The 12693-nt window shown below is 64.2% G+C and carries 10 protein-coding genes; 5 read left to right on the plus strand and 5 right to left on the minus strand.

Annotated features, from left to right (window positions below):
• Complete coding sequence (locus tag GA0061099_RS31690; protein ID WP_036029355.1) at positions 1-2313, plus strand: xanthine dehydrogenase family protein molybdopterin-binding subunit; 2313 nt, start codon at positions 1-3, stop codon at positions 2311-2313.
• A gap of 73 nt (positions 2314-2386) precedes the next feature.
• Positions 2387-2644 (plus strand): hypothetical protein, encoded by a 258-nt coding sequence (locus GA0061099_RS31695; RefSeq protein WP_036029352.1) that lies wholly within the window; start codon positions 2387-2389, stop codon positions 2642-2644.
• Between the two features lie 94 nt (positions 2645-2738).
• Here the strand turns inward: GA0061099_RS31695 and GA0061099_RS31700 are convergent, their stop codons facing one another.
• From GA0061099_RS31700 to GA0061099_RS31715, 4 genes are all read right to left on the minus strand, one after another.
• Positions 2739-4463, minus strand: a complete 1725-nt coding sequence (locus tag GA0061099_RS31700) for a methanol/ethanol family PQQ-dependent dehydrogenase (protein ID WP_085972394.1) — start codon at positions 4461-4463, stop codon at positions 2739-2741.
• 130 nt (positions 4464-4593) lie between these two features.
• Positions 4594-5247: a QcrA and Rieske domain-containing protein gene (locus GA0061099_RS31705; protein ID WP_036007969.1), complete on the minus strand. Its 654-nt coding sequence runs from the start codon at positions 5245-5247 to the stop codon at positions 4594-4596.
• Positions 5248-5484: 237 nt separating this feature from the next.
• A complete protein-coding gene (locus GA0061099_RS31710; RefSeq protein ID WP_036029348.1) occupies positions 5485-5949 on the minus strand; it encodes a group III truncated hemoglobin in 465 nt (154 codons plus the stop codon).
• 137 nt (positions 5950-6086) lie between these two features.
• Positions 6087-6938: a 3-hydroxybutyryl-CoA dehydrogenase gene (locus GA0061099_RS31715; protein WP_036007996.1), complete on the minus strand. Its 852-nt coding sequence runs from the start codon at positions 6936-6938 to the stop codon at positions 6087-6089.
• A gap of 316 nt (positions 6939-7254) precedes the next feature.
• Between GA0061099_RS31715 and GA0061099_RS31720 the strand changes: the two genes are divergently transcribed.
• Positions 7255-7953, plus strand: a complete 699-nt coding sequence (locus tag GA0061099_RS31720) for an ABC transporter permease (protein WP_036007971.1) — start codon at positions 7255-7257, stop codon at positions 7951-7953.
• Here the strand turns inward: GA0061099_RS31720 and GA0061099_RS31725 are convergent.
• Positions 7927-8736: an ABC transporter substrate-binding protein gene (locus GA0061099_RS31725; protein WP_036029345.1), complete on the minus strand. Its 810-nt coding sequence runs from the start codon at positions 8734-8736 to the stop codon at positions 7927-7929. The two genes, GA0061099_RS31720 and GA0061099_RS31725, sit on opposite strands and share 27 nt — an antisense overlap.
• A 438-nt stretch (positions 8737-9174) precedes the next feature.
• Here GA0061099_RS31725 and GA0061099_RS31730 point away from each other — a divergent pair, with 438 nt between their 5' ends.
• A complete protein-coding gene (locus tag GA0061099_RS31730) occupies positions 9175-10329 on the plus strand; it encodes a hypothetical protein (RefSeq protein ID WP_050996092.1) in 1155 nt (384 codons plus the stop codon).
• Between the two features lie 268 nt (positions 10330-10597).
• Complete coding sequence (locus GA0061099_RS31735) at positions 10598-12607, plus strand: putative bifunctional diguanylate cyclase/phosphodiesterase (protein ID WP_074448224.1); 2010 nt, start codon at positions 10598-10600, stop codon at positions 12605-12607.
• Positions 12608-12693: the final 86 nt, after the last annotated feature.

Genomic DNA, 12693 nt, shown 5'->3' on the forward strand with positions numbered 1-12693 from the left:
ATGAACTTCATCGACAATCCCCGCAAGCTTCGCGGCTTCGAAAAGCACATCAAGGTCGAGAAGGTGTCGCGCCGCAGCATCCTGAAGGGGCTCGGCGTCACCGGCGGCTTCGTGCTCGCCGCCCCCGTGATGTCGCGCCAGGCGCTCGCCTATGAGACCGGCGCCGGCAAGATGCCGCATGGCGTCGTGGTCGATCCGCGCGTGTTCGTTTCGGTAGGCGCGGATGGCATCGTCACCATCGTCGGGCATCGTTCGGAAATGGGCACCGGCGTGCGCACCAGCCTGCCGCTGATCGTGGCCGAGGAGATGGAGGCCGACTGGTCCAGGGTCAAGGTGCAGCAAGCCCATGGCGACGAGGTCAAGTTCGGCAACCAGGACACCGACGGCTCGCGCAGCACGCGGCATTATCTGATCCCGATGCGCCAGATCGGCGCTTCGGCCCGCACAATGCTGGAGCAGGCCGCGGCCAAGCGCTGGGGCGTGCCGGCGACCGAGGTCAAGGCGGTCAACCACGAGGTCGTGCACAGCGCCAGCGGGCGCAAGCTCGGCTTCGGCGAGCTCGCTGCCGACGCCGCCAAGGAATCGGTGCCCAGCATCGAGGGCCTCAAGCTGAAGGACCCCAAGAACTTCCGTTATCTCGGCAAGGGCCAGATCGGCATCGTCGATCTCCACGACATCACCACCGGCAAGGCGAACTACGGCGCCGACGTGCGGCTGCCCGGCATGAAATATGCCGTGATCGCCCGTCCGCCGGTGACCGGCGGCAAGCTGGTCAAGTTCGAGCCGGCGGAGGCGCTGAAGGTCCCCGGTGTCGAGAAGGTGATGCAGGTGCGCGGCTGGCCGTGGCCCTCGAAATTCCAGCCGCTCGGCGGCGTCGCGGTGATCGCGCGCAACACAGGCGCGGCGATCAAGGGCCGCGACGCGCTGAAGCTGACCTGGGACGACGGTCCCAACGGCAAATACGACTCCGTCGCCTACCGCAAGGAGCTCGAGGAGGCCTCGCGCAAGCCGGGGCTCGTGCTGCGCAAGGAGGGCGATGCGGACGCTGCCCTGAAGAGCGCCGACAAGGTGATCGTCGGCGAATACTACCTTCCGCATCTCGCCCATGTCGCCATGGAGACGCCGGTGGCGGTCGCGGACGTCAAGGGCGACAAGGCCGAGATCTGGGCGCCGGTTCAGAGCCCCGGCGGCACCCGCGAGGACGTCGCCAAGACGCTCGGCATTCCCGAGGCCAACGTCACGGTCAACGTGACGCTGCTCGGCGGCGGGTTCGGACGCAAGTCGAAATGCGACTTTGCGCTCGAAGCCGCGCTGCTCTCGAAGGAGCTCGGCGCGCCGGTGAAGGTGCAGTGGACGCGGGAGGACGACATCCACAACGGCTTCCTGCACACCGTCTCGGTCGAGCGGATCGAGGCCGGCCTCGACAAGAGCGGCAAGGTGATCGCCTGGCGCCACCGCAGCGTGGCTCCCAGCATCGCCTCGACCTTTGCCGCCGGCACGGTGCATCAGGCGCCGTTCGAGATCGGCATGGGCCTGGTCGATATGCCGTTCGAGATCGCGAACATCTCGTGTGAGAACCCGGAAGCCGCGGCGTTCACCCGCATCGGCTGGTTCCGCGCGGTCTCGAACATCCCGCGCGCCTTCGCCGTCCAGTCGATGGTCGGCGAGATCGCGCAGGCAACGGGCCGCGACCAGAAAGACATGCTGCTCGAGCTGATCGGCTCGCCTCGCATCGTCAAGCCCAACGTGAAGGACCTCTGGAATTACGGCGAGCCCCAGGACAGCTACCCGATCGACACCGCGCGCCTGCGCAAGGTGGTCGAGCTGGTCGCCGAGAAGGGCGAATGGGGACGAAAGGTGCCGAAGGGCCACGGTCTCGGCATCGCCGTGCACCGCAGCTTCGTCAGCTACATCGCGACCATCGTCGAGGTCGCCGTCGACGACAAGGGCAAGCTGACGGTGCCGCGGGTCGACACGGCGATCGATTGCGGCACCTATGTCAACCCCGAGCGCATCGCTTCGCAGATCGAGGGCGCGGCGATCATGGGGCTCAGTCTCGCCAAATACGGTGAGATCACCTTCAAGGACGGCAAGGTGCAGCAGAAGAATTTTGACGACTTCCAGGTCGTCAGGATGGACGACTCGCCTGTGGTGACCAACGTGTACATCGTGCCGCCCGGACCCGACACGCCGCCGAGCGGCGTTGGCGAGCCCGGCGTTCCTCCGTTCGCGCCAGCCCTGATCAACGCGATCTTCGCAGCGACGGGAAAGCGCATCCGCGCGCTTCCGATCGGCAAGCAATTGGAGGCGTGAGACGGAACCGAAGCGCGAGGCGGAACACAAGGCGCCTCGCGCCGTTTCCATCGATCTGACAGGAGACAGATCGATGACCAACATCTCAAGGGCGCTCGCGGTCTCGCTGTCGGGCGCCTTTCTTTTGACCGCCGCGGGCGCATTCGCCCAGAGCAACACGACGCCGCCGACCACCGCGACGCGCCCCACCGGCCCCGACCAGACTTCGCTGCCGAACGCCAATGCCCCGCCCGCCACCACCAACCAGACCACCGGGCAGCACAATCCGGATCCCAAGATTCGCGAGATGAACCAGAAGGAGAAGGATAAGGTCGAGCGCGAGGGGAAGTAGCTATCTGGCGCTGCGCAAACAAATGCGGCGGATGTTGCCATCCGCCGCATTCGCCACCCCCCGCTGCTCCGCTTCTTTCGATCCGCCCGCGGAGCTATTTCTTCAGCGCGAAGACCCAGACGACGCCGCCCTGCGGCACGTTGGCTTCGATGCCGATATTGTTGGTCACGAGTGCATCCTGGATGCGCTGCGCGTCGACGCCCCAGCCCGACTGGATCGCGATGTATTGCGTGCCGTCGATCTCATATGACACCGGCATGCCGACGATGCCGGAGTTGGTCTTCTGCTCCCACAACAGTTCGCCCGTCTTGGCGTGGAAGGCGCGGAAATAGCGGTCGTTGGTCCCGCCGACGAAGACGAGATCGCCCGCAGTCGCCGTGACCGATCCGAACAGATGCGACTTGGGGAAGTTGTGCTGCCAGACCTTCTTTCCGGTTGCGGGATCCCAGGCCTGCAGCTCGCCAAAATGATCCGCACCCGGCTTTACCTTCAGGCCGATGTCTTCCGGCTTGGTGCCGAGCCAGAGCTCGCCCGGCTTGAGTGGCACTTTCTCGCCGGTAAAGCCGCCGCAGAAATTCTCGTTGGCAGGCACGTAGACGAGGCCGGTCCTCTGGCTGTAGGCCGCCGATGGCCAATCCTTGCCGCCCCACAGCGAGGGACAGAACTCGACGCGCTTGCCGATCACCGGCTTGTGCGCTGGATCCACGATCGGCTTGCCGGTCTCGTCGATGCCCTTCCAGACGTCAGTGAAGACGAACGGCCATCCGGCGACGTAATTGATCTTGGTCGGAGTCCGCTCCAGCACCCAGAAGATCGCGTCGCGGCCGGGATGGACCAAGCTCTTGATGGTGCGGCCGTTGCGTTGCAAATCGATCAGCATCGGCGCGTCGACCTCATCCCAATCCCAGGAATCGTTCTGGTGGTATTGGTGATAGGCCTTGATCTTGCCAGTGTCGGGATCGAGCGCGAGCACCGATGCTGTGTAGAGATTGTCGCCGGGATGCGAGTCGCCGGGCCATGGCGCGGCATTGCCGACACCCCAATAGATCGTCCTGGTCTCCTTGTCGTAATTGCCTGTCATCCAGGCCGACCCGCCGCCGTTTTTCCAGTCGTCGCCTTGCCAGGTGTCATGACCGGGCTCGCCTTCACCGGGGATGGTGTAGGTCCGCCACAACTCTTTTCCCTCCTTGGCATCATAAGCAACGATATAGCCACGCACGCCGAACTCGCCGCCGGAGCCGCCGACAATGACCTTACCGTCGACGATCAAGGGCATCAGGGTGAGGTACTGCCCCTTCCTGTAGTCCTGCACCTTCGTGTCCCACAGCACCTTGCCGGTCTTGGCATCGAGCGCGACCACGTGGTCGTCCGTGGTGGCGAGGTAGAGCTTGTCCTCCCACAGACCAACGCCGCGGTTGGTCGGATGCAGCTGGAACAGATCGTCAGGAAGCTGCCGCTTGTAGCGCCAGTATTCGTCGCCGGTCTTCGCATTCAGCGCGATCACCTGGCCCATTGGGGTCGTCACGAACATCACGCCATTGTTGACGATCGGCGGGGCCTGATGGCCTTCGACCACGCCAGTGGAAAAGGTCCAGACCGGTGTGAGGTTCTTCACGTTGGAGGTGTTGATCTGATCGAGCGGGCTATAGCCGTGCCCGTCATAGGTGCGCCGGTAAAGCATCCAGTTGTGGGGCTCGGGGTTTTCCAGCCGCTGCGCGGTGACCGGAGAATAACTCTCGATCGGCCCCGATAGAGCGGCGGTTGAGGCAAGACACGTGAAGGCGACCAAGCCGGACAGTAACCATTGCTTCCTGATCATGGAAGTTTTCATGGACGTTCCCCTTTTTCATCCGCTTGAATTCTTTTTGTGATTTCTTGTCGTTCGTCCCGTCTTCCGCCCTTCGGCGGTGGCGGCTAGTCGTGAGGCGGGCCCAGCCCGCAACCGTCCATCATCCTGGCTGTGTGCCACCTACCTTTCCCATGAAATTGCCGGCGACGCTGAGCGAACCGTCAGCGAGCGCCAGCGGCAGCGCTGCTAGCCGCCGCGGCGCCGGCCCGAACACGACCTGCGCGCCCGCGCGGGGATCGAATTCGGAGTTGTGGCACATGCACTTGAAAACCTCCTTGTCGCCGACATCGCTCTTCACCCAGGCGGTGACGGGACAGCCGGCATGCGAGCAGATCGCCGAATAGGCGATGATGCCGTCGACGGCGCGCGCGCGGGTCTTCTCGTCGAGGTCGGCGGGATCGAGCTTGATGATCAGGATTTCGTTGAGCCGCGAGGCGCTGCGCACCACCGATGTGGTGGGGTCCTTCGGCCAGGCATGGATCGGCGGTCCACCGACCCGTAGATCAGCCGCAGTGATGAGCTTTCCCTCCTGGTCACCTTCGGAGAAGACGAGCAGATCGCCTTTCTGCGGCCGCTCATCCGAGCCGGGCGGATCCTCACCTGCGCGGGCCCTGGTTGAACAGCCGAGACACGCCGTCGTGGCCATCGCACCGAGCAGCAGGGATCGCCGTGTCTGTTCGGTGCCCGCTTCGACGTCGGGTTCCGTAGCATTTTCGGAAGATGATGAATGGGTATCGAACGATGCGCGAGCCATGCCCGCTAGCAGGCGCTGGAACTCTGCCGAAAACAAGGCGAAGACTTGGCGCCGCAGTGCATCAATATGGCTTTGCTCGCGCTGATTGCGTCGGAGTAAATGCGTTCAAGCGCGTTTTCGCGATTTCTACATGGCGTTGCGCGAATGGCATGATGATTTCGCAGATCAGATCCGATGATGGAGGAATTGCTGCGACGCCACGATGCGATGCGGAATCCCAGGCAGGCATCGTGTCCTTCACGACCTGAGCACGTGACGCGGCGAAGCGATGCGGCCCGCAAGTGTTGCCGACGCCATCTCAAAGCTGTCGGCGATACGACGCGCCTTGTCGATGAACAGTGCAGCCGCCGCCGGCGGGCAGACCTCGCGCGCGGTCTGCTCGAACAGGTCGAGCCAGCGATCGAAATGGCCGCCGGCCAGGCTGAGCGGCAGGTGTGCCCGCATCGGTGAGCCATGATAGCGGCCGCTCATCAGCACGACCGACGACCAGAAATCCCTGAGCTTGGCGAGATGCTCGTCCCAATTCTGCACGACGCCGAAGACGGGCCCCAACAGCGCGTCCTCTCGCACGCGTCCGTAGAAGCGGGTGACGAGTTCTCCAATCATCTCCTCGGTGATCCCGGTTCGCTCGATCGCATCCTGGGTCAACAGGCTCCGGCGCGCGGCCGCAGCTTCCCGCTCGGCCTTCAGTCGATCCGACATGTCCTTTGCTATCCGTTCCGTTATCCCCGCAGGCCGCCCGTTCGACATTGTCGGGCCTATCGCACGCGGCGTCTTTGTCGCAGCGCAAATTGCGGGATCTGGCGGCGGACGCTGGGCGCCCGCCGCCAATGCCTTCGTCAGGCGGAATAAGTGTAGAAGCCCTGCCCGGTCTTGCGGCCGAGATGGCCGGCATCGACCATCTCTTTCAGCAGCGGCGCTGGCCGATATTTAGGATCGTTGAAGCCCTTGTAAAAGACCTCCATCACCGAAAGCATGGTGTCGAGCCCGACGAGATCGGCAAGTGCGAGCGGCCCGATCGGATGGTTGCAGCCGAGCTTCATGCCCGCGTCGATCTCTTCCGCCGTCGCGATGCCCTCCTGGAGCGCGAAGATCGCCTCGTTGATCATCGGACACAGGATGCGGTTGACGGCGAAGCCCGGGCTGTTCTTGGCCGTGATCGCCACTTTGCCGACGCGCTTGGCGAAATCCAGCGCCTTGGCATGGGTGTCGTCCGAGGTCTGCAGGCCGCGGATGAGTTCGAGCAGCGCCATCACCGGCACCGGGTTGAAGAAGTGCATGCCGATGAAGCGGTCGGGACGGTCGGTCGCGGCGGCGAGCTTGGTGATTGAGATCGAGGAGGTGTTGGTCGCGACCAGCGTGCGCGGCGACAGGGTGGCGCAGAGATCCTTCAGGATCTTGACCTTGAGCTCCTCGTTCTCGGTCGCGGCCTCGATGACGAGGTCGCAATCCGACAGCTTCGCCCGGTCCGTGGTGCCGGTGATGCGCTTGAGCGTCGCCTCGCGGTCGGCCGCCGACATCTTCTCTTTTTTGACCAGCCGCTCGAGGCTTCCGCCGACGGTCGAAAGGCCGCGGTTCACCGCCGCATCGGAAATATCGACCATTACGACCGAGAGGCCGGCGGCCGCGCAGACCTGCGCGATGCCGTTACCCATGGTCCCTGCCCCGATGATGCCAACGGTCTGGATCATTGCGTCACATCCTTCATCCTTGCGGGCGCGCCAGTCGCAGCCCGGCTCCATTGTTCCTGCATTAGGGTCTAGCACCGCCATTGGGCCGGCGCGACCCGATCCTGTTCCTTAGCGCATCCGAGGCCGGAAGAAAGCCGCCCGCGGGGCCGCCAGGCGCCTCGATTGTCGGTCCCTGGCCGCGTCTATCGATCATCCTGAGCCCTTCTCCAACGGCTCCGGCGGGGTTGCCCACCCCCTGGCCCCTTGATTATGGCAGCGGCAGCAGCGAGAAGGGCGGCGCGGGGCTACCGCGGAACAGGGGCTTGCCCGAGACCGGATGAACGATTTCGCACGATCTATCGGTGCCGCCTTTGCGCTGATCGGCGACGCCGACACCGAGCTATTGGGCATCGTCGCCCTGTCGTTGCGGGTCAGCCTGACCGCCAGCATCCTGGCGCTCCTGATCGGCGCCCCCTTTGGAGCCCTGCTTGCGATCACCCGCTTCCGGGGACGCCAAATCATCATCATTCTGACCAATGCCCTGCTCGGGCTTCCGCCGGTCGTGGTCGGGCTCGCGCTCTATCTCTTGCTGTCGCGGTCCGGCCCGTTCGGGGCGGCGGGCTTGTTGTTCACGCCGGCCGCCATGGTGATCGCGCAGACGCTGCTGGCGACGCCGATCGTGGTGGCGCTGGTGCACCGGCCGGCAAGCCTGTTGTGGGCGGAGTATGGCGACCTGGCGCGGATCGACGGGCTGTCGGCCCTGCGCAGCATGGCCCTGCTGTTCGCGCTCGGCCGGACCTCGTTGCTGACGGCCTTTCTCGCCGCGTTCGGACGTGCCATCGCAGAAGTCGGTGCCATCATCATCGTCGGTGGCAACATCCGTGGCTTCACCCGCACGATGACGACGGCGATCGCGCTGGAAACCAGCAAAGGCGAGCTGCCGCTGGCGCTCGGACTCGGGCTGATCCTGCTCGCTCTCAGCGTCGCGGTCTCGACCGTCGCCTTCGTCCTAGTTGGGCGCGTTGGGGAAAAATAGCTGCTCGCCGCCGACCTTGTACCCGGCGATCGCCTGCTGCCCTTGCGGCGAAACCAGCCAGTCGACGAAGGCCTGTCCCTCCTTTGCCTTCACGTTCGGATGCTTTGCAGGATTGACCAGCATGACGCCGTACTGGTTGAAGAGCCGCTTGTCACCCTCGGTCAGGATGGCGAGTTCGCCACGGTTCTTGAACGACAGCCAGGTGCCGCGGTCCGACAGGAGGTAGGCATTCGACGACGAGGCCATGTTCAGCGCCGGACCCATGCCCTGGCCGATCTCCCGGTACCAAATGTCCTTGCCGGCACTGAGGTCGACGCCAGCCTCCTTCCATAGTCTCAGCTCGGCCGCATGCGTGCCGGACTTGTCGCCGCGCGAGATGAACGGCGCCTTCTGCGTCGCGATCTTGCGCAGCGCATCGACCACGTCCTTGCTGCCCGAGATCTGCGCCGGATCGCTCTTGGGGCCGATGATGACGAAGTCGTTGTACATGACGTCGAAGCGCTTCACGCCCTGCCCTTCGGACATGAACTTGTCTTCGGCCGCCCGGTCGTGAACGAACACGACGTCGGCATCGCCACGCCGCCCGATGTCCAGCGCCTGGCCGGTGCCGACGGCGACGACCTTCACGCCGATGCCTTCGGCCTTCGCGAACAGCGGCAGCAGATGACCGAACAGCCCCGACTGTTCCGTCGAGGTGGTTGAAGCCACGGTGATGGTGCGATCCTGTGCGGATGCGATTGTGGACCAGAGCAGGACCGCTCCGATGGTGACAAGCTTCCTCATGCGACGTCCCGGGCTGGGCAATGACGGTTCTGAATAGCGGCTCGCGAGGATGGCGGGAGCCCCAAGCTTCGGATCGCAACGAGAGTTGATGCGGGCGGTGCACCTCGTCTGACAGAAAAAACGCGCCGGCGCGGGCTAGGCACGCCTGCAAAACAAGAAGTGAAAAAACAACCCCATGCACAGTAGCGATGGGGTTGAAACGCCTGAGCATTTTCGGTATTACCGAAGGCACGCTTGCGGCGTCGGGCAAAACAGGGGTATTATTGCATCATCGGCTGCTGTGCGGGTTGCGTAACTCGGGCGGATGCGCGCTGGATGCGTGGATGTTCTGCAATTGGTCCTGCCTACGTTGACACGGATGTGACGGCCGGGGCAGGTTTTCACATTGCTGGCGAATCAGCGATTGCCTCACGCCGAGTACCTCTTGGACAACTCCCAGTGCTTTCGAGACTGATATCGTTGCTGCGCCGCATCCCTGCGGTGAACTGGGCGTTTTCCCGACTCCGGCCTATGCCGCACAGCGGCAACATTGAGGTCGCGCCGACCGTCACGGACGCTGCGCCCGCCATCATCGAAGACGTCGCGGTCCCGGCTCAAGCTCCAAGCGCCGAGATCAGCACCGCCCCGGTGCGCGACGACGCTGCCCCCGCCACCCAGGCTCTGGTCGCGGAGAACGATGCGGCTGTGTCTGTCGTCGCGGAGAATCCGTCCGACGAAATCCGTATCAGCGGGGACTCCTCTCCGGAGACCGTGACGGAAATCGAGGCGCCCGCGACGCCGCCAGTCTCCGAGGAGGTGCTGACTGCATCGGTCGGTGCGGAGAGTGGGCCAGTTGCAGCCTCTGATCTCGCCATCGTTGACGACGATGCATCGCCTGCTGAGATTCCTGCAGAGATCGACTCCGCCGTCATAGAGGAGGTTGTGATTTCGTCAGCGGACGTCACGACCGCCTTGACTGATGTCCCTGATGTCATCATCGAGGCAGCCTCCTCGCCCGACGTTTCCGCCGCCGTCGATCCGGTCGCTGTCGAAGAAGTCGAGCTTCTCCGCGCCGAGGCCGATAGCGTCACGACTGATGCCTCTGAAGCCAGCGCCGACAGCGAACCGGCGCCCGTTGTCGAAAGCCCGCAAGTCCCTACAAACGATGTTCCGCTCGCTGCGGCAACTAACGACTCATTGAGCGGCGTCACCGCCATCGAGCCGGTTCAGCCTCTCGCGTCTCCCCCTTCCGAGCTCCGCCGCGTACCGAAAGTTCGCGCGAGAGCCGCAGAGCCCGCCGACCGCGCGGCGCTGATCCGGCAGCGCTGGGCGGAGAGCGGAATCAGGATGTGGAATCCGCGGCTGCACGGCACCGGCGAAGCCGCGCTGAACATCCAGGGAAGCATCGGGCTGCTGCCCCCGGCACCCGGCGAGACAATGCCGCGCTACGACAAGCTGGAATTCAGGATGCTCGGCGGACAGATCGTCTGTGAGGGCGTGATCGTCGAGGCACCGGTTCAGGCGAGCCATCGGAGCTTCACGCAGCTTGCCGAGCCGCGGACCAGCGAGCGCGTCCGCGAACCGGCGCGCGAGCGCCAGGCCGTCCTCGCCTGATCCGACCGTGGCCATGTGCTAGGCTGATGTCGCGCATGGGCGATAGCAGGCGGTAGCTGCAGCGATTTCGGGCGACCTGTGCCTGAGACGTGCGCACGCTGCGGCCGGATATCCTTAACGGGACCTCACCAATGCACGCGATCGGAAAATCGTAAGGCAGCGCGCAACCAGTGCTGGCCTGCCCGGGCCAGAATTGATCTAACGGCCCCTTTACCCCTGCCGTGCAAGATTGCCCACGTTTTTCAGGGGATCTGGGGCTCGTATTGCAATGCCTATTGCCGATTTGAAATCTCATCTTGCCGCCGCGATGCGATTGTTTCGCGTTCCCGCCGACAATCCGGACCTGACGCGGGCGCAGTTCGACGCCTTCTCCAAGCAGATCCCGCTGCTCTACTTCATCCTCATCAGCAACACGATTGCGGTCGCCTACACCTATGTGAACGTGGCGCCGGACTGGCTGACGATGATCGTGCCGGCCGTGCTGACGGTGCTCGCGGGCTTGCGGACCTTCTGGTGGCTACGCCAGCGCCGGCTGGTGCGCAGCGATGCCGACATCCTGCGCAATCTGCGCGCCACCAACTGGCTGACCCTGCCGATCGGTGCCGGCTTCACCGCCTGGTCCTTCGCGCTCTACCCCTACGGCGATCCCTTCGCCAAGAGCCAGGTCGCGTTCTACATGGCGGTCACCGTGATCGGCTGCATCTTCTCGCTGATGCATCTGCGCTCGGCGGCGCTGATCGTGACGCTGATCGTCGACGTGCCCTATGTGCTGTTCTTCTTTGCCACGGGCGAGCCGACGCTGAAGGCGATCGCGGTCAACAACCTCCTGGTTTCCGCCGCGATGGTGACGGTGCTGTTCATCTACTACCGTGACTTCGCCGATCTCGTCGCCAGCCGCAAGTCGCTGCTCGCGCAACAGGCGGCGACGCAGGCGCTCTCTGACGAGAACTTCCGCCTTGCCAATCTCGATTCACTCACCGAGCTGCCGAACCGCCGCCGCTTCTTCGCCGAGCTGTCGAGCGCCTTCACCGATGCCGAACGCAGGAAAGTTCGGATCGCGGTCGGCATCATCGATCTCGACGGTTTCAAGCCGATCAACGACAATTACGGCCATTCGGTCGGAGACCGCGTCCTGATCGAGGCCGGCCGGCGCATCCGCGAGGTCTGCGAGGGCTTTGGTCCGCAGCGGGTCGAATTCGCCCGATTAGGCGGCGACGAGTTTGGCCTTGTCGTTTGCGGCGACCCCGACGATGCGGACCTGCTGCGGCTGGGCCAGCGCATTGGCGACCAGGTCAGGCTTCCCTACCAGCTCGACACCGCCCATACCGGGCTGTCCTGCTCGATCGGCTTTGCCTCGTTTCCCCAATCGGCAACGACCGCGGAAGCACTCTATGAGTGCGCCGACTATTCACTTTATCACGCCAAGCGCCATCTGCGCGGCCGCACCGTGATCTTCTCGAGCGAGCTCGAGGCCGAGATCCGCAGTCGCGGAGTCATCGAGAATCTGCTGCGCACCGCCGATTTCAGCACCGAGATGGACCTGGTGTTCCAGCCGATCGTCGATGCCATGAGCGAGCACACCGCCGGATTCGAGGTCCTGGCGCGCTGGCGCAGCGCCCGCCTCGGCCTGGTCTCCCCGGCCGATTTCATTCCGGCCGCCGAGCGCATCGGACTGATCCGGCCGCTGACGCAGGCGCTGCTGGTGCGCGCGCTCGCCATCGCCAGGACATGGCCCGATCACATCCGCCTGTCGTTCAATCTCTCAGCCCACGATGTCTGTGCGGCGGAGGGCATCCTGCCGCTGATCTCGATCATCGAGAAGAGCGGGCTGCCGCCGCGCCGGATCGATTTCGAGATCACCGAGACCGCCGTCACCTTCGACTTCGTCCGCGCACAGCAATCGATCGCAACGCTGAAGGCAATGGGCTGCGGCATTTCGCTGGACGATTTCGGCACCGGCTATTCGTCGCTGAGCCACGTGCACCGGCTGCCGCTCGACAAGATCAAGGTCGACCGCAGCTTCGTTTCCGACATCAACGAGAATCCCGTCAGCCACAAGATCATCAAATCGCTCACCGGTCTCTGCGACGACATGGAGATCGCCTGCGTCGTCGAGGGCGTCGAGACGCGTGCTCAGCTCGACACCCTGCGCCGCCTGGGATGCGACTTCATCCAGGGTTACTATTTCGCCAAGCCGATGCCTGCCGATGCGATTGGCGACCATCTTGCGAAGGAGAGCCGGCGCCTCGACGGCACCGGGGCCAGGGTCGTGGCCTAAAGCGCGATGCGCGCTTTAGGTTATTGTTTGAGCATAATCTTTTCGGAAAACCGCTACGCACTTTTCCGGATCATGCTCTAAAGCCT

Source organism: Bradyrhizobium yuanmingense, assembly GCF_900094575.1.
Taxonomy (GTDB): domain Bacteria; phylum Pseudomonadota; class Alphaproteobacteria; order Rhizobiales; family Xanthobacteraceae; genus Bradyrhizobium; species Bradyrhizobium yuanmingense.

What these genes read in the sequence shown, in the direction of transcription:
- GA0061099_RS31690 (WP_036029355.1), top strand. Translation starts at nt 1, where the DNA reads ATGAACTTCATCGACAATCCCCGCAAGCTTCGCGGCTTCGAAAAGCAC.
- GA0061099_RS31695 (WP_036029352.1), top strand. Translation starts at nt 2,387, where the DNA reads ATGACCAACATCTCAAGGGCGCTCGCGGTCTCGCTGTCGGGCGCCTTT.
- GA0061099_RS31700 (WP_085972394.1), bottom strand. Translation starts at nt 4,463, where the DNA reads ATGATCAGGAAGCAATGGTTACTGTCCGGCTTGGTCGCCTTCACGTGT.
- GA0061099_RS31705 (WP_036007969.1), bottom strand. Translation starts at nt 5,247, where the DNA reads ATGGCTCGCGCATCGTTCGATACCCATTCATCATCTTCCGAAAATGCT.
- GA0061099_RS31710 (WP_036029348.1), bottom strand. Translation starts at nt 5,949, where the DNA reads ATGTCGGATCGACTGAAGGCCGAGCGGGAAGCTGCGGCCGCGCGCCGG.
- GA0061099_RS31715 (WP_036007996.1), bottom strand. Translation starts at nt 6,938, where the DNA reads ATGATCCAGACCGTTGGCATCATCGGGGCAGGGACCATGGGTAACGGC.
- GA0061099_RS31720 (WP_036007971.1), top strand. Translation starts at nt 7,255, where the DNA reads ATGAACGATTTCGCACGATCTATCGGTGCCGCCTTTGCGCTGATCGGC.
- GA0061099_RS31725 (WP_036029345.1), bottom strand. Translation starts at nt 8,736, where the DNA reads ATGAGGAAGCTTGTCACCATCGGAGCGGTCCTGCTCTGGTCCACAATC.
- GA0061099_RS31735 (WP_074448224.1), top strand. Translation starts at nt 10,598, where the DNA reads ATGCCTATTGCCGATTTGAAATCTCATCTTGCCGCCGCGATGCGATTG.